Origin of the sequence: Methylobacterium longum, assembly GCF_022179385.1 — a bacterium.
In the GTDB taxonomy this organism is placed as follows: domain Bacteria; phylum Pseudomonadota; class Alphaproteobacteria; order Rhizobiales; family Beijerinckiaceae; genus Methylobacterium; species Methylobacterium longum.
Window position 1 is genome coordinate 49637 of sequence record NZ_BPQS01000029.1, and the last position, 16237, is coordinate 65873.

The window sequence follows — 16237 nt, forward strand, 5'->3', positions numbered from 1 at the left end:
TACATATGGCTTCGGTGCATGGAGCTTCGGCACCTCCGATATTTCGTGGCGGTCGCCGAGCATCTCAGCTTCACCGCGGCCGCCAACAGCCTGGGCGTCTCGCAGCCGCCGCTGAGTCAGCAGATCCGCGACCTCGAACTGGAGATCGGCGTCAATCTGTTCGAGCGGTCGAGCCGGCGCGTCACCCTGACGGCTGCGGGGGAAGACTTCCTCCGGAACGCGCGGGCGATCCTCGTTCAAGCCGCCGACGCCGTCGATCGGGCACGGACCATCGGCACGGGCACGGCCGGCCTCCTGAACATCGGCATGACGAGCTCCGTCCTCGTCGGACCGCTCGGGCGCCTGATCCGCGCCTTCGAGCAGCGATGCCGGGGCGTGGATGTGCGCATCCACGAGATGGCGCCGGCCGATCAGATCGCGGCCCTGAAGGCGCACAGGACGGATCTCAGCTTCCTGCGCAGCCCGCCCGAGGATCCGGACCTCGTCGGACAGATTGCGTGGCGGGAGCGTCTGTGCGTGGCGCTGCCGGCAGGGCACGCCCTCGCGGCCGGCCGCAGCGTGCCGATCGACGTCTTCCGGAGCGAGCGTCTCATCTCGCTGCGCCTCGATAGCTCCCGCTTCGCCGACGAGATCTATCAGGGCTGCGTCCTCAGGGGTTTCACGCCGGACATCTCGCAGCAGGTCCGGGAGGCATCATCCCTGGTGAGCTTGGTCGCCGCCGGCTTCGGCCTCGCCATCATCCCGGAATTCGTCGGTCGCCTGAGGCATCCGGACGTCGTCATCCTCCCGATCGATCCGCCATTCCTGTCGGCGGACGTCTACGCCCTGCACCACAAGCGGAAGAATCCCGTGGTCGACAACTTCCTGGACGTGATCCGCGAGGAGGCGTCGCGATGGACGGAGCGGCTTCCGGGCCGGTGACGCGAAGCCGTCCGGACGGCCCGCGCCGCAGCGGGATTCAAACGCGCAACCTATCAATCGAGCCGAACAACATATTGGACCACGGAACGCCGAGGCGTTTATCACGCGTCGGGACGAGGGCTGACACCATGTTCGATCTCGACCAGGACTATCCCCGCGACATGGTGGGTTACGGCCGGCACCGGCCGGACCCGCGCTGGCCGGCGGGTAAGCGCGTCGCCGTCCAGTTCGTCGTCAACTACGAGGAGGGCGGAGAGAACTGCATCCTCCACGGCGACGCGGCGTCGGAAGCCTTCCTGTCCGAGATCGTGGGCGCCCTGCCCTGGCTGGGCCAGCGCCACGCGAACATGGAGTCGATCTACGAGTACGGGGCGCGCGCCGGCTTCTGGCGCCTCTGGCGCGCCTTCACGCGCCGGAACCTGCCGGTGACGGTCTTCGGCGTCGCCTCCGCGATGCAGCGCAACCCCGAGGCCGTGGCGGCCATGGTGGAGGCCGGCTGGGAGATCGCCAGCCACGGCCTGCGCTGGATCGACTACCGCGACTACAGTCCGCAGGCCGAGCGCGCAGACATCGACGCCGCCGTCGCCCTCCAGACCGAGCTGACCGGCCGCAGGCCGCTCGGCCTCTACCAGGGCCGCACGTCGACCAACACGCTCGCCCTGGGGGCGGCCGAGGGCGGCTTCCTCTACCTCGCCGATTCCTACGCCGACGAGTTGCCCTACTGGGTGACGGCCGGCGGTCGTCAGCAACTCGTGGTCCCCTACACCCTCGACGCCAACGACATGCGGTTCGCAACGGCGCAGGGCTTCAACAGCGGCGACCAGTTCTTCACCTACCTCAAGGACTCGTTCGACGTGCTGTACCGCGAGGGCGGGATGCAGCAGGGCGGCATGATGTCGGTGGGGCTCCACTGCCGCCTGGTCGGACGTCCGGGCCGCGCCGCCGCCCTGGAACGGTTTCTCGATTACGTTGGCGATCATCCCGGTGCCTGGGTGACCACCCGGCTCGACATCGCCCGGCACTGGATCGCGGCGCACCCGCCGCGCGGCGGCTATCGCCCGAGCCGCATGGGTCCGGCCCTGTTCCGCGAAGTCTTCGGTGCGGTCTGCGCCGACGTGTCCGGGTCGCCCGAGGCCGGCGCGGCGACGGCGGAGCGGGTATACGCGACCGGCCTCGGACCGGAGGACGATACGGTCCCGAACCTGTCCCGGCGCCTCGCCGAGGCCGCGTCAGCGCCGGCCGACGAGCGGGCGATCCGCGGCAGGCTGGAAGTCTTGATCGACCGATAGATCAACTCCGTCTTCCGGACCGGCCCGGACCGTCTCTGCAGTTCGAAACAGGTCATCGATCCAGGCGCGCAGAGTTTCCAGGCAGCGGAGCACAAGTCTTGCGTGGCGCGCCGGGACAGGCCGTCACGTCCACGAGAAGGCCCGGCAACAGGGCTGCATCGAACAGGGAGGAACGCGATGTACGCACACATCGAGGCCGCCGGAGCCAGTACGGCCGTATCCGACGAGCGCGAGACGGTTCTGATCAAGCCGAGCTACGACCCCAATCTCGTCAACGAGGATCTCGCCCCCCTCCGGAAGCAGACCTGGGGCACCTACAACATCTTCGCCTTCTGGATGTCGGACGTGCACAGCGTCGGCGGCTACGTGACCGCCGGCAGCCTGTTCTCGCTGGGCCTCGTGAGCTGGCAGGTGCTGATCGCCCTGCTGGTCGGCATCGTGATCGTGCAGGTCTTCTGCAACCTCGTCGCCAAGCCGAGCCAGCAGACCGGCACGCCCTATCCGGTGATCTGCCGGGCCTCCTTCGGGGTCAAGGGCGCCAACATCCCGGCGATCATCCGCGGACTGATCGCGGTCGCGTGGTACGGCATCCAGACCTACCTCGCCTCGGCGGCCCTCACCGTGGTGGCTTTGCGCTTCTTCCCCGAACTCGCCACCTACGCCGATCTCAGGCACTACGGCTTCGCCGGCCTGTCGGCCCTCGGCTGGGCCGCGTTCATGACGCTCTGGGTGCTGCAGGCGCTGGTCTTCTGGCGCGGCATGGAAGCGATCCGCGTGTTCATCGACTGGGCGGGGCCGGCGGTCTACGTCGTGATGATCGCGCTGGCCGGGTACCTCGTCGCCAAGGCCGGCATCGGCCAGATCGGGCTGACCCTCGGCACCGTGAAGTACACCGGCTGGGACGCCCTGCCGGTGATGATCAACGCCGTCGCCCTCGTGGTCTCCTACTTCTCCGGCCCGATGCTGAACTTCGGCGACTTCTCGCGCTACGGTTCGAGCTTCGAGGCGGTGAAGCGGGGCAACTTCTGGGGCCTGCCGGTGAACTTCCTCGGGTTCTCGCTCCTGACGGTCATCACCGCCTCGGCCACGGTGCCGGTCTTCGGCCACCTGATCACCGACCCGGTCGAGACGGTGAGCCGCATCGACAGCACCTTCGCGGTGGTGCTCGGCGCCCTGACCTTCATGACGGCGACCGTGGGGATCAACATCGTGGCGAACTTCGTGTCGCCCGCCTTCGACTTCTCGAACGTGTCGCCGAGGCGGATCTCCTGGCGGATGGGCGGGATGATCGCGGCCGTGGGCTCGATCTTCATCACCCCCTGGAACCTCTACAACAATCCGGCCGTGATCCACTACACGCTTGACATCCTCGGCGCCTTCATCGGTCCGCTGTTCGGAATCCTGATCGCCGACTTCTACCTCGTGAAGAAAGAGAAAGTCGTGGTCGACGATCTCTACACGATGAGCCCCCTCGGGACGTACTGGTACAAGAACGGCTACAACCTCGCCGCCGTGGGGGCCATCATCCCCTCCGCGCTGATCCCCGTGCTGTGCGTGATCCTCCCCGGCCTGGAGGGCGTGGCGAACTTCACGTGGTTCATCGGCTGCGCCCTGGGCTTCGGGATCTACGCCCTCATCATGCGGCGGCGGCCCGCCCTCGCGGCGCGCCCCGCCTAAGCCGGGGCTGCGCACCCATCGCGGCGGCGCGGCACGATCCGCGCCGCATCCGCCGATTTCCCCCACCGCCACGCGAGGGCGCCCCATGCGGATCCTTCTGCTCAATCCGAATACCAGCGCTTCGGTGACGGCCCTCGTGGCCGAGCGGGTGGCGGAGATCGCCGGCGCGGCCGCGACCTTCGTCCCGGTCACGGCGCGCTTCGGCGCCGCCTACATCGCGAGCCGGTCGGCCCTGGCGATCGCCGGCCACGCCGCCCTCGACGCCTTCGCGGAGCACGGACGCGGCTGCGACGCGGTGTTCCTCGCCTGCTTCGGCGATCCCGGCCTGCTCGCCCTGCGGGAGATCGCACCGGTCCCGGTGGTCGGGATGCTCGAAGCGTCGTGCCTCGAAGCCCAGGGAGTGGCGTCGCGCTACGCCATCGTGACGGGCGGCGCCCTGTGGAAGCCGATGCTGGCGGAGGCGGTCGCCGGCCTGGGCCTCGGCGACGGCCTCGTGGGCATCCGGACAATCGCGCGCACCGGCGGCGAGATCGCCAGGGACCCGCGAGCGGCGATGCCGGAACTGGCCGCCGCCTGCCGCGCCTGCGTCGAACACGACCGCGCCGAGGCGGTCATCCTCGGTGGCGCCGCCCTCGTAGGCTTGGCCTCACTCTTGCAGCCGCACGTGCCGGTGCCGGTCCTCTGCTCGGTCGAGACGGGCGTGCGGGCCGTCATCGCCGCGGCCCGCGCGCCGTATCGACGGCCGCCGGCCGTCACCTTCGACACGACCGGTCTCGGAGAGGACCTCGGGTTCCTGCTCAAGCCCCAAGACACCGGAGGCCAAGACATTGAATAAATCGCGCCGCCGTCGCCTTTTAGACTGGCGCGACCGCTCATTGTCGAACACAGTCCAATGCAGTCCAGCCACGCTTTCAGTGTAGGGCAAGCCATGACGATCGAGGCGCAGCGAGCCGCCGATAGCACGGCCATCGCGGCGTCCAGTGCCCTCGACGACACCTACCGGCGCATCACGTGGCGGCTGCTGCCTTTCCTGATGTTCCTCTGGGTCCTGTCGTGGATCGACCGGGTGAACATCGGCTTCGCCAAGCTCCAGATGCTCGCCGAGCTGCGATTCAGCGAGACCGTCTACGGCATCGGCGCGGGCATCTTCTTCATCGGCTACTTCCTCTGCGAGGTGCCGAGCAACCTGCTCCTCGAGCATGTCGGGGCGCGCAAGACCATCGCGCGCATCACGCTGCTGTGGGGCCTGTGCTGCGTGGCCATGATGTTCGTCACGACGGCGACGTTCTTCTACGTGCTGCGCTTCCTCCTCGGCGTCTTCGAGGCGGGGTTCTATCCCGGGGTCATCCTGTTCCTCACCTACTGGTACCCGAGCGAGCGGCGCGCCAAGGTGTTCGGGCTGTTCATGTCGGCCTCGGCGCTGGCCGGCGTCATCGGCGGCCCGCTCGCCGGCGCGATCATGGCGGGGATGCACGGCGTCAACGGCTGGTCCGGCTGGCAGTGGGTGTTCCTGCTCGAGGGCATCCCCTCGATCCTCGCGGGGGTCGTGACGCTCTTCTACCTCACCGACCGCCCGGCGAAGGCCGGCTGGCTGACGCCGGAGCAGAAAGCGCTGGTGGAGGCCGACCTCGCCCGCGATGCCGCCGCCCTCGGCCACCGCGAGCACCGCATCCTCGCCTCCTTGAAGGATGTGCGCGTCTGGCACTGCATCGCGATCTTCTTCTGCATCGTCACGGCGAACTCGGCCCTGACCTTCTTCGGGCCGAGCGTGGTGCGCGACGCCGGCTTCACCGACCCGCTCACGGTCGGGTGGATCATGTCGGCGGCCTACCTGTGCGGCGGGGCCGGGATGATCCTCAACGGGCGCCATTCCGATCGCACCGGAGAGGCGCGGCTGCATTGCGGCGTACCCGCCTTCATCGGGGCGCTGGCCATCGCGCTGACCGGCGTCTTCGTCACGGGCGCGCCCATCCTCGCGCTGATCATGCTCGGGCTGGCCGTCGTCGGCACGATGAGCGCGATCCCGGTCTTCTGGCAGATCCCGGGCCGGTTCCTGGCCGGCTCGGCGGCCGCGGCCGGGATCGCGCTGATCAACTCGGTGGCCAACCTCGCGGGCTTCGGAGCCCCGGCGGTGATGGGCTACCTGCGCGAGCATACCGGCTCGGTCTCGACCGGGCTGTGGCTGGTGGCGGCGGTCGAGGCCGCGGCGCTCGTGCTGATCCTCGCCTTCGTCCCGCCCGCCACGCGGGAGATGGAGCGGCGCGCCCGAGCCCGCGCGGCCCACGAACCGGCCTGATTGAACCCCGAGGAGGACCCCGTTTTGGACCACTTACCGGATCGTTACGTCCTGACGCGGCGCGGCCTGGTCGCGACCGGGCTCGGCGCCGCGGCCGCGGCCTCGACGGGCGCCGCCCTGGCGCAGGGTACGCCCGCGCCGGCCGGGGCTCCGGCCAAGCCCGGCACGCTGAACACCGCCCCCGTCTCGCAGGCCGGCCTCTCGCCGCGGCTGACCATGCACGCAATCGACAACTTCCACGGCACGCCCGGCGCCGGCATGGTCTGCGACCTCGCGATGCACGACGGCGAGGGCTACAGGCTGCTCAAGACGGTCACCACGGCGCCGAGCGGACGAACCGCCGAGCCGCTCCTCGTCGATGACGCCTTCAAGGCCGGGCGCTACGAGTTGGTGATGCACTTCGAGGCGTATTTCGCGACCTTCGGCGTGAAGCTGCCCAGCCCGAACTTCCTCAGCCTCGTGCCAATCCGGTTCCAGATCCGCGACGCGGGCCAGCGCCACCACCTGCCGGTGCTGTTCACGCCCTGGGGCTATTCGTACTACCGCGGCAGCTAGGCCGCCGGGTCCCCACAATTCACTCAGGAGGTCCGCCATGGCCGGCATCACCACGCACGTCCTCGACACCGACCGCGGCCGTCCGGCCGCCGGGGTGCGCATCGACTTCTCCGTCCTGGATAACGGCCAGTGGCGCCTCGTGAAGAGCGTCGTCACCAATGCCGACGGCCGGACCGACGCGCCGATCCTCCCGGCCGACAAGGCCGAGACCGGTCAGTACCAGCTGGAGTTTCACGTCGAGCCCTATTTCAAGGCGCGCTCCGGCACGTCGGAAGCCGACATCTTCATCGACAACCCGGTGGTGCGCTTCGCGGTCTTCGATGCCAAGCAGCACTACCACGTGCCGATGCTGTGCGCGCCGTCGAGCTTCACCACCTATCGCGGAAGCTGATGACGATGATCGACCTGCACCGCGTCAACGGCCTGACCTGCGACGCCTTCGTCGCGCAGTTCGGCGGCGTGTTCGAGCACGCGGCCTGGGTCGCGCGGGCGGCCCACGGCAAAGGTCCCTTCGCCAACGTGCCGGACCTCCACGCGGCGATGATGGCGGCCGTGCGCGAGGCGTCGGCGGACAGGCGCCTCGCCTTCCTCAACGGCCATCCGGAACTCGCCGGCCCGGAAGCCCGGGCGCGGGCGATGACGGCCGAATCCGCGCAGGAGCAGGGCAGCGCCGGGCTCGACCGGCTGACCGAGGCGGACGGGCAAGCCTTCGACCGGCTGAACGCCGCCTATCGGCAGCGGTTCGGGTTCCCTTTCATCGTCGCCGTGCGCGGCCGCGACCTGCGCGAGATCCTGGTCCTGTTCGAGCGACGCCTCGATCGCGGGCCGGCCGAGGAGGAGGCGACCGCGCTGGAAGAGATCAGCGCGATCACGCGGATGCGCCTCGACCGGCTGGTGCGGGAGGCTTGAAGCGGCGGATCTCCCGGGCCCTCGGCTCGATCCTGCGGCGCCGGGGGGCCTGCGAGGTGGGCCGCCCGGGTCAGTCTGCGCCCATGAAGAACGTGGCGTATCCGTCCGCGCGGACCCGGTCGAGTTGCGACCGGTATCGCTCGTAGGCCGGCTCCGGCGGGGCGACGCGTCCGTATTGGTTCTCGGACGCCGTGCCCTCGGGCAGCAGGGCCAGCGGTGCCGCGGCCGGCGTGAGCTGGGTGCCGCGGCCTGCGTGCAGCGTCGTCAGGATTCCGTACATCTCGCCCTGGATGTTCGGTCGGCACAGCACGGCGAGCCGATGTTGCCCGTGCCAGTTGGTCACCAGGTAGATCATGCCCGACTGGTTCGGCACGGCGACGCTGCCCGACTGAGCGAAGGGCGCATCGACGCGCTCGGCCTCGCGGAACACCAGCCGCGCCTCGCTCGCGTCCCAGGCGATCTCCGTGCGGTAGGCGAAGATCGCGCCCGTCGTTCCGAAGGAGGGGCGCAGGGTGAGGTAACGGCCTTCCAGCCAGGAGACGCCCTCCCGCGAGTAGGACCCGAGGGCGTCGGGTGCGTAGCGTGGGGGCTCCGGGATTGCCGCGCGACTCGCGTCGTGCCGCAGGGGCTGGCCCAGCGCCTCCTCCAGCCGGATCGTGGTCGCCAGGGTGAAGGGCCGTCGCCCGGCGAGCGCCTTCTCCAGGGTGGAGATGCTGATCCGGGCCTGTTCGGCCAGGGTCTGCCGGGAGATGCGCCGCCGGGCGAGGGCCTCGCGGACGGTCTGGGCAATGGCGCGGCTCTGCGCCTCGGACAGTTCGATCTCGCTCACAGGCAGGGCTCGCACGGGCTCGACCCGCACAGATCCGCACGAAACCGCACATTCGCGCAAGCGGCCGTGCACGGGGCGTCGAGCCACCGGGTCACGGCGTCTCCGCGTCCGCCTCGACGATCAGGCGCAGCGGACCGGACCGCAGCGCCGCGAGCGGCCAGCAGGTGACGAGGGCGAGGTGCCGTCCGGGCGCCTGCGGGTCGATTCCCGAAGCGTCCCAGGATGCCACGCGCACGCCGCTGACGCGGAAGCGGATCGTCCGGCCGTCGCGCCGCGTGACCACGACGGGATCCCCCAGTGCGAGGTCGCCCAGCACGGCGAATTGCGTGTCGCGGTGCGCGGCGAAGACCGCGGTCCCCGGTTCGCCCGCCTCCGGCGTCCCATCCAGCTGGCCGGGGCCGAAAGCCAGGGCCTGCCCGCTTCCGCCCCGCAGCGCCACGAAGCTGCGGCCGGCCAGGGCGAGCCGGGCGACCGGCTCGGTGTCGGCCCAGGGCCAGGGTTTGGCCGGACGACCGTCGGTCAGCGTACGGGTGAAGGCCCGTTCCAGCAGAGCCTGCGCCAGGGCGGCCTTGACGGGGATCCAGGCGGCCTGCGCCGCCAGCCCCAGGCCCGCGAGGCCGAGGAGGGCCGCCACGGCCCTCCTCGGCGGATTGCCGCGACGGCGGCTCATCGCACGACCCCGGTGCGCCCGCCGCCGGGCCGCGACAGGGCGATGCCCAGGAGGGCGATCAGCAGCCCGAGGCCGAGCTGCAGCAGGATCCCCGCTCCGGTCTGCGGCAGATCGATACCGGTGCCGGCGGCGTTGATCGGCACCACGCGGGCGCCGGCCCCGTGATCCGGTGCGGCGCCGGGGTGATCGCCGCCGAAGACCTCGGCGAAGTCCCAGCCGGCCGGCAGGTTCAGCGGCAGGTCGGCGGCGACGAGGGGCATGCCCGGGGCGCGGCGCGGGGTGGCGTCGATCGCCACGAGGCTGGTCAGGCGCGTCGTCAGGCCGTGCTCCAGCGCGAGGGCCAGGATGGTGGTCTCGGCCGCGTCGCGGTCGAGGCGCCCGGTGATGCGCGCCGTCTCGGTCTCGCCGATCCGCGAGCGCGCCCATACCTTCGAGATGCCGGCGCCGGGGGCGGCCTCGTCGAGTTGCAGCGTGCGGGTCCAGGTCCGGCCGGCGACACGGCCCGAGACGGTCACGCTCCCCGCGCCGGATTGCGGGAGCCGGGCGGCGAAGACCAGGGGTTCGCCGCGATACAGGTCGGGCAGTGCCCCCGGCGTGACCTCGACGCCCGGAACCGAGAAGGTCGCGGTGAGGTCGGTCACGGCCGGGGCTTCCAGCTTCTCGTAGAGGGCGCGGGTGCGTTCGCCGACCTGCGCGAGGTCGCGGATCTCCGTGAAGGTGCCACGGCCGATCTCGGCGGCGTGGCGCATCAGATGACCGTTGGGCGCTGAACCGATGCCGACCATGAACAGGCGTGAGCGTCCGAGCCCGGCGTGAATGGCCGCGAAGATCCGCTCCTCGTCGCCGACCGCGCCGTCGGTGAGGAACACGACCTGCCGCACCCGCCCGTCCTCGGGCTGGGAATCAGCCAGGGCCGCCCTCAGGGGCGCCAGCATCTCGGTTCCGCCGCGTGCCTCCAGAGCGGCGACGAACCCCTCGGCCCCGCGCAGGGCCTCCGGCGTCGCCGGGACGGACGCGGGGTGCAGCGCGTCCCACGTGTCGTCGAAGCGGATGATGTTGAACCGGTCCCGGGGCGTCAGACGGACAAGGCCTGCGAGCAGCCCGGCCTTGGCCTGCCGCATCGAGGCGCCGGCCATCGAGCCGGAATTGTCGATCACGAAGGTGACGTCGCGCGCCGGGCGGGCGGGCGCATCGGCCTCGAGCGCGGGCGGGTTCACCGCGGCGAGCAGGTAGGTCCGGCCGGCCACGGTCTCGCGGAACAGGCCGAGGCCCGGCATCCGGCTTTGTGCGGGCTCCCAGGTCAGTTCAAGGTCGCGGTCGGCCGGCACCACGCCCTCGGCCAGGGTGATGGTGCGCGCCTCCGGTCCGGTCACGGTCACGTGGATCGCATGGGTCACGCTGCGCACCGCGCCGATGGCGAAGCCCGCCTGAAGCCGCACGGTGACGGCAACCGGATTGGTCGGCCGGGACACCGCCGGATCGAGTACCGGGGGGCTGATCCGGGCGCGATCCGGTACCGGGTCGTGGGCGGTCCCGTCGAGGGCGACCGTACCCAAAGCCGGGGGGACAGGAGTGTACCGCGGCGCGACCACCAGGGGCAGGCGCAGCGTCCGCGCGGCGCCGGAGACCGGGATGGTCTGCTGATAGGTGATCTGGACGAGCACCGTCTCGCCGGGTCCGATATTGGCGACCGCGTTGGTGAAGATGTTGGGCCGCTCCTGCTCGGTCAGGGCGGCCGCCTGCCCGGCCGCCTTCGCGGCCTCGTAGGCGCGCTTGGCCGCGGCCCGCTCGCGGATGTCGGCGACGATCACGCGGTTGCCGACGACGAGCTTCATCCCGTCGACGGCCGCGTCCTCCGGCAGGGGATAGACGTAGGTGCCCTCGACCCAGTCGGCGGTGGTGTTGCGGAAGGCCTGGGTGACGACGGCGCGGGCGGTCGGGCCGCTCACCTCGACGCCGATGTCGGTGGCGAGCCGGACCGCCTCGACCGGCGCCGTGCCGACGGGGCCGCGCAGCATCAGGCCGCCCCGCGCCGGGACCGGCCCCGCATGGGCCGAGGCGAGCATGACGAGGAGCGCCAGCAGGCCGAGGAAGAGCGGCGACAGGGCGGCGTTGCGCGGCGTGTCGATCATGGGTCGTGGCGATGTGAACGGCATCGGAGAACCTCCTGCACCGGCGGATCGGGGCCGGCTCGCCGCTGAAGCTCCCCCGCCCGGCGCGCCATCGCCACGAGAAGCTTCGCCCTTTTGCAGGCGCGGGGCGCACGTGCCGGACGCTCTCGGGCGGATCTGTGCGGTGGCGGTGCGGTTTCGTGCGTCCTGCGGCGCTGCGGGGCGGCTCCGGCACCCTCCTTGACATATGCGCACCATGCGTCTTAGTTATGCTCATATTGTGCATAAATCGAGCGATGACCGAAGCCGAGTTCCTGGCGGGCTACGATCCCGCGGCCCACGAACGGCCCGCCCTGGCGGTGGATCTCGTCCTGCTGGGCATTCAGGCGGGACGACTGGCCGCTCTCCTGATGCGCCGTGCGCAGCACCCGCAGGCCGGCCTCTGGGCGCTGCCGGGCGGGTTCGTCGGCGTCGCCGAAACCCTCGACGCGGCGGCGGGGCGCGTCCTGCGCGATAAGGTGGGGATCGGCGGCGCGCGGCTGGAGCAGCTCTACACCTTCGGTGCCGTGGACCGCGATCCGCGCATGCGCATCGTCTCGGTGGCCTATCTGGCGCTGCTGCCGGAGGCGGCTGTCGCGGACGCCCGGGCCAAGGCCGGCCTGGCGGCGGCCTCCCTGATCGTGCCCTGGGCCGGCGAGACCGGCGGCGCGATCTCGGCCGTCTCCGAGGACGGCGCCGCCCTCGCCCTGGCCTTCGACCACGCCGACATCCTCGCGCTCGCGGTGAAGCGGCTGCGCGGCAAGCTCGACTACACCGACGTCGCCTTCGCGCTTCTGCCCGACCACTTCACCCTGCGGCAGTTGCAGGACGTGCACGCGGCGATCCTGGGCGCGCCCCTCAACAAATCCGCCTTCCGCCGCCGCATGCGCGACCGCGGCTGGATCGCGCCGACGGGCGCCCGCGAGGCCGGTACGGCGTTCCGCCCGGCCGAATTCTTCCGGTTCGACAGGTCACGCGAGTCTTGAGGAGACCATCATGGCTACGGTCCGCAACATCGGTGTGATCGCCCAGCTTCGGAGCGAGGCGAGCAGCCACGTCATCCGCTTCCGCAACGGCCGCCTCCGGCAGAGCGGCCGGGGACTGGTCTTCTGGTTCAGGCCCGAGACCGCCAGCATCAGCGAGGTGCCGGTGGACGACCGCGAGATGACCCTGTTCGTCCGCGGCCGCAGCCGGGACTTCCAGACCGTCGTGCTCCAGGGGACGATCGGCTGGCGCGTGGTCGATCCCGAACTGCTGGCGAGCCGGATCGACTTCTCGATCAACCTCGGCACCGGGCGGCTGCAGGGCGAACCGATCGAGCGGATCGAGGCGCGCCTCAGCGGCATCGCCGGCCAGGCGGCGCTGCAGTATCTCGGGGCGAGCCCGATCGGCCCCCTCCTCGATGCCGGCCCGGAGCCGCTGCGCGCCGTCCTGGAGCAGGTCCTGTTCGCCGCCCCGGCGCTCGCCGAGATCGGCGTCGCGGCCGTGTCGGTGCGGCTCACCAATCTCGCCCCGACCAGCGAGCTGGAGCGCGCCCTGCAGACGCCGACCTTCGAGGCCCTGCAGCAGAAGGCCGATGCGGCGACCTTCGCCCGGCGCGCCCTGGCGGTGGAGAAGGAGCGCGCCATCGCGGAGAACGAGCTCGCGACGAAGACCGAACTGGCCCGGCGCGAGACGGTGCTGATCGCCCAGGAGGCGGAGAATGCCCGCGACCGCGCCGCCGGCCTCGCGGAGGCGCGGGGCCTGGAGGCGGGCACCGAGGCCGAGCGGATCCGGCTGGTGGAGGGGGCCCGGGCCGAGGCCGAGCAGCGGCGCGCCGCGATCTACCGGGACATGCCGCCGGCCGTCCTCCTCGGTCTGGCGGCGCGGGAACTCGCCGGCAAGCTGGAGACGATCGAGCACGTCAACGTCACGCCCGACCTGATGGCGGCGTTCCTGGGCGAGATCCGCGGCGTGCTGCCCGCGCGCGTCGCGCCGCGCTGACGAGGCGATCCATGCCGGCCCCCACGCCCCGCGCGGTCTTCGTCATTCGCGACACCGACTACGAGCTGCTCCTCGCCCGCCACGCGACCCGCGGCCAAGTCCGGTTCTTCCTGGAGAGCCGGGGGCAGGCGATCACCGAGGTCGAGGCGCGCCACGCCCGCTTCCAGGCGGTGCTGGCCGAGGCGCGGGCGGCCGTGCCCCTGGATTGGCGGCAGGCCCTGGTGCGGCGCCCCGATCTCGACCGGTTCCTGTTCGCCCCCGACGACGTGGTCGTGGCGCTGGGTCAGGACGGGCTGGTGGCCAACGTCGCCAAGTACCTGGACGGGCAGCCGGTGATCGGCGTCAACCCGGCGCCCGATCTCTACGACGGCGTCCTGGCGACGGCACGGGTGGAGGCCCTGCGCGCCCTGCTGCCCGCCAGCGGGGCCGGGGCCGTGCCGCTCCAGCGGCGCACCATGGTTCAGGCGGTGCTCGACGGCGGCGAGCGGCTGCTGGCCCTCAACGAGATCTTCGTCGGCCACCGGAGCCATCAATCCGCGCGCTACCGGATCGAGGACCGAGGCCGGGCCGAGGAGCAGTCGTCGAGCGGCCTGATCGTGGCCTCCGGGACAGGCCTGACCGGGTGGGCCCGCTCGATCAGCGACGCGACGCACCTGACCCTCGCGGTCGGCATCGAGGAGGCGGCGGTCGGCTACTGGGTGCGCGAGCCCTTCCCCAGCATCGCCACCGGAACGGCGCTGCGCGCGGGGAAGTTCACCGGCGCCCCCCTCACCGTGACGTCGCGCATGAACGAGGGCGGGGTGATCTTCGCGGACGGGATCGAGCAGGACTTCCTCGCGTTCGACTGGGGGCGGCGGGTGGACCTCGCGCCGGCTTCCCGGATCCTGAACCTCGTGTTGGTCTAGAAAAAGATTGTCGCGTTTAAGTCCCTGCAGCTGCGGTGTGGCAGGCTGGACGGAAAGCGCCGACGCGCGCTCGTCTCCGCAGCCTATGTTCGGGACGCACGAAGCGGGCTGCAACCGGTTTCACTGGCCGAACGAGCACGTGATGCCTTGAGTGGGTTGGGTGTGTGGCTTTGCCCCATGCGCGCCGATGCTGTCGATCTCCTGCACTGCTGACCGCCCTGTACATCGACAGCTGGATCTGCGCACCGGCGGCATAACGGGTTCGTTTGGCCAAAACGACGAGCGCCTGACAGGCTGCCTCATCCCCGAAGGCGTCAAAAACGAGCGCTTCCAGGTACTTCTTGTCTTGGTGGTTTAGCTGCTGGGGTTGTCGCGAATCCGGACACCAGGTCCGCCGCCGTTCGCGGGGATGAATTCAATCCCCGCTTGTTCCATGGCAGCCCGCAGGTCGTCAGTCGTCCGCTCCCGCACAACACGCTTCTCTGTTTCGAAATCGGCGATGGCAGCGCGTGACACCTTGCTCGCAGCCGCCAGCTCCTCACGACTCCAACTCAGAAGCGCTCGGCCTGCACGGCATTGATTCGGTAAAATCTGAATTTTAGTTTTTTTCATACTTTTTAGCTTGATTGAGTGCTAATTTCAGTTTAATTGACTGAAATCGAAGCCTGGAGGCGACGCGTATGTCATTTCAACGGACCATATCTTGGAGCACAGCGCTCCGCGATATCCGCAGCGACCGTGTTCGCGTGGCCAACGGCATCATCTCGGCTCGTTCGCTGATTCAAGGCCTCGTTCGCATTCGTCGTACCAGCTTGGTCACTCCAACCGGCGCTTTCGACCGCCGCTCTATTATGCGTGTAGCGGTCGTGGCGGCGAAGGCCTACCGGCGTCGTACTGGTGCCACTTGGGTTATCAGCATGTCAGTCGCCCTCTCCGCCGCGTGGCAGGCAGCAAAAACCGCAAGGCAGTCAGCTTCCGTGCGCAAGGCCGCGCCTGTCGTGTGTGACAAGGAGGGCCAGAGCTACATCGCCTCTCCGGTTCAGCCTGATGCCGCTCACAATGCTGCAGCCGCTAATCGCGCAGGCTATCCACGACTGCTGACTCGATCGGCCCCTGAACCCTCGGCGCGCAGCCTTCGGCGCAGCTTTGAGTGAACCGCGCCGGGATTTCCGGAGGCTCCAACTCTTGAGAGACTGGAGCCATGACGAAGCATACCCCACCCTTTTCCCCTGAGGTTCGCGAGCGGGCGGTTCGGCTGGTTCGGGAGCACGAGAGCGAGCATGGCTCGCAATGGGCCGCGATCCAGTCGATCGCGGCCAAGATCGGTTGCTCGGGCGAGACGCTGCGCAACTGGGTGAGACAGGCTGAACGCGACCGGGGTGTCAGGGCGGGCCCGACTACGGATGAGCGCGAGCGGATCAAGGCTCTGGAGCGGGAGAACCCCGAGCTCCGGCAAGCCAACGAGATCCTGAGGAAGGCATCGGCGTATTTTGCCCAGGCGGAGCTCGACCGCCGGTTCCGGTCATGATCGCCTTCATCGACGATCACCGGGAGACCTACGGGGTCGAGCCGATCTGCAGGGTGCTGCCGATCGCCCCGTCGACGTACCGTGCCCATGCCGCACGGCGAGCTGATCCCAGCAGGCTGCCGGCCCGGGCCAAACGCGACGCGTCGCTGATGGCCGAGATCCGGCGCGTGCACGCGGCCAATTTCGGCATCTACGGGGTCCGGAAGGTCTGGCGTTAGCTCGCCCGGGAGGGGATCGCGGTGGCGCGCTGCACGGTGGCCCGGCTGATGCGGGCGATGGGCTTGGCCGGTGTCGTGCGCGGACGCAGGGCCCGCACAACCGTTCCCGATCCGGCGGCGGACTGCCCCCTCGACCAGGTCAACCGACAGTTCAGGGCCGAGGACCCGAACCGATTATGGGTGGCGGATTTCACCTAGATACTGTCGGCGAAGTCAGGCGGCTTTTGCCAAGGCTGCGAAGCGGGTCACGCGTGTTCTGGCCCGGGGCGTCTCTGCCAGCCAGTGTACAGCTCGTGAGGCATTCATC

Annotated in this window: 13 protein-coding genes, 2 pseudogenes and 1 other annotated feature; of the genes and pseudogenes, 12 read left to right on the top strand and 3 right to left on the bottom strand. The window is 70.2% G+C overall.

Going from position 1 to position 16237, the window contains the following annotated elements; genetic code table 11:
- Nucleotides 1–18 precede the first annotated feature (18 nt).
- From MFF58_RS21170 to uraD, 8 genes and pseudogenes are all read left to right on the top strand, one after another.
- On the top strand, nt 19–921 hold the full coding sequence (locus MFF58_RS21170) for a LysR family transcriptional regulator (RefSeq protein WP_238290928.1): 903 nt from the start codon (nt 19–21) through the stop codon (nt 919–921).
- Between the two features lie 128 nt (nt 922–1049).
- A pseudogene (puuE, locus tag MFF58_RS21175) lies at nt 1050–2171 on the top strand (allantoinase PuuE); the annotation flags it as partial.
- Between the two features lie 216 nt (nt 2172–2387).
- Nucleotides 2388–3887 carry an NCS1 family nucleobase:cation symporter-1 gene (locus MFF58_RS21180; RefSeq protein ID WP_238290929.1) on the top strand — a complete coding sequence of 500 codons (1500 nt, stop codon included), beginning with the start codon at nt 2388–2390 and terminating at the stop codon, nt 3885–3887.
- A gap of 85 nt (nt 3888–3972) precedes the next feature.
- A complete protein-coding gene (locus MFF58_RS21185; protein ID WP_238290930.1) occupies nt 3973–4722 on the top strand; it encodes an aspartate/glutamate racemase family protein in 750 nt (249 codons plus the stop codon).
- Between the two features lie 93 nt (nt 4723–4815).
- Nucleotides 4816–6183, top strand: coding sequence for an MFS transporter (locus MFF58_RS21190; protein WP_238290931.1), 1368 nt, complete (start codon nt 4816–4818; stop codon nt 6181–6183).
- A 24-nt stretch (nt 6184–6207) separates the two neighbouring features.
- On the top strand, nt 6208–6738 hold the full coding sequence (locus tag MFF58_RS21195; RefSeq protein WP_238290933.1) for a hydroxyisourate hydrolase: 531 nt from the start codon (nt 6208–6210) through the stop codon (nt 6736–6738).
- 37 nt (nt 6739–6775) lie between these two features.
- Entirely contained in the window at nt 6776–7129 is a 354-nt protein-coding gene (uraH, locus tag MFF58_RS21200) for a hydroxyisourate hydrolase (protein ID WP_238290934.1), read from the top strand.
- On the top strand, nt 7129–7647 hold the full coding sequence (uraD, locus tag MFF58_RS21205; RefSeq protein WP_238290936.1) for a 2-oxo-4-hydroxy-4-carboxy-5-ureidoimidazoline decarboxylase: 519 nt from the start codon (nt 7129–7131) through the stop codon (nt 7645–7647). Before uraH ends, uraD begins: the two co-directional genes overlap by 1 nt.
- A gap of 70 nt (nt 7648–7717) precedes the next feature.
- Here the strand turns inward: uraD and MFF58_RS21210 are convergent, their stop codons facing one another.
- The 3 genes from MFF58_RS21210 to MFF58_RS21220 form a co-directional block, all read right to left on the bottom strand.
- Entirely contained in the window at nt 7718–8476 is a 759-nt protein-coding gene (locus MFF58_RS21210; RefSeq protein WP_238290938.1) for a helix-turn-helix domain-containing protein, read from the bottom strand.
- 91 nt (nt 8477–8567) lie between these two features.
- A complete protein-coding gene (locus tag MFF58_RS21215; protein WP_238290941.1) occupies nt 8568–9146 on the bottom strand; it encodes a class GN sortase in 579 nt (192 codons plus the stop codon).
- Entirely contained in the window at nt 9143–11302 is a 2160-nt protein-coding gene (locus MFF58_RS21220; protein WP_238290943.1) for a marine proteobacterial sortase target protein, read from the bottom strand. The genes MFF58_RS21215 and MFF58_RS21220 overlap by 4 nt, the downstream gene beginning before the upstream one ends.
- Before the next feature lie 251 nt (nt 11303–11553).
- Here MFF58_RS21220 and MFF58_RS21225 point away from each other — a divergent pair, with 251 nt between their 5' ends.
- The 4 genes and pseudogenes from MFF58_RS21225 to MFF58_RS21240 all read left to right on the top strand — a co-directional run.
- Nucleotides 11554–12282 (top strand): NUDIX hydrolase, encoded by a 729-nt coding sequence (locus tag MFF58_RS21225; RefSeq protein ID WP_238290944.1) that lies wholly within the window; start codon nt 11554–11556, stop codon nt 12280–12282.
- 10 nt (nt 12283–12292) lie between these two features.
- Nucleotides 12293–13279, top strand: a complete 987-nt coding sequence (locus MFF58_RS21230; RefSeq protein ID WP_238290945.1) for an SPFH domain-containing protein — start codon at nt 12293–12295, stop codon at nt 13277–13279.
- 11 nt (nt 13280–13290) lie between these two features.
- Nucleotides 13291–14184 (top strand): NAD(+)/NADH kinase, encoded by an 894-nt coding sequence (locus MFF58_RS21235; RefSeq protein ID WP_238290946.1) that lies wholly within the window; start codon nt 13291–13293, stop codon nt 14182–14184.
- A 1201-nt stretch (nt 14185–15385) separates the two neighbouring features.
- Nucleotides 15386–16125: pseudogene (locus tag MFF58_RS21240) on the top strand (IS3 family transposase); the annotation flags it as partial.
- Nucleotides 15667–15783 (top strand) — a sequence feature (AL1L pseudoknot). Its footprint overlaps the pseudogene before it by 117 nt.
- Nucleotides 16126–16237: the final 112 nt, after the last annotated feature.

Coding starts and splice junctions, on each gene's coding strand:
- MFF58_RS21170 (WP_238290928.1), top strand. CDS start 19: ATGGAGCTTCGGCACCTCCGATATTTCGTGGCGGTCGCCGAGCATCTC.
- MFF58_RS21180 (WP_238290929.1), top strand. CDS start 2,388: ATGTACGCACACATCGAGGCCGCCGGAGCCAGTACGGCCGTATCCGAC.
- MFF58_RS21185 (WP_238290930.1), top strand. CDS start 3,973: ATGCGGATCCTTCTGCTCAATCCGAATACCAGCGCTTCGGTGACGGCC.
- MFF58_RS21190 (WP_238290931.1), top strand. CDS start 4,816: ATGACGATCGAGGCGCAGCGAGCCGCCGATAGCACGGCCATCGCGGCG.
- uraH (WP_238290934.1), top strand. CDS start 6,776: ATGGCCGGCATCACCACGCACGTCCTCGACACCGACCGCGGCCGTCCG.
- uraD (WP_238290936.1), top strand. CDS start 7,129: ATGACGATGATCGACCTGCACCGCGTCAACGGCCTGACCTGCGACGCC.
- MFF58_RS21215 (WP_238290941.1), bottom strand. CDS start 9,146: ATGAGCCGCCGTCGCGGCAATCCGCCGAGGAGGGCCGTGGCGGCCCTC.
- MFF58_RS21220 (WP_238290943.1), bottom strand. CDS start 11,302: ATGCCGTTCACATCGCCACGACCCATGATCGACACGCCGCGCAACGCC.
- MFF58_RS21225 (WP_238290944.1), top strand. CDS start 11,554: ATGACCGAAGCCGAGTTCCTGGCGGGCTACGATCCCGCGGCCCACGAA.
- MFF58_RS21230 (WP_238290945.1), top strand. CDS start 12,293: ATGGCTACGGTCCGCAACATCGGTGTGATCGCCCAGCTTCGGAGCGAG.
- MFF58_RS21235 (WP_238290946.1), top strand. CDS start 13,291: ATGCCGGCCCCCACGCCCCGCGCGGTCTTCGTCATTCGCGACACCGAC.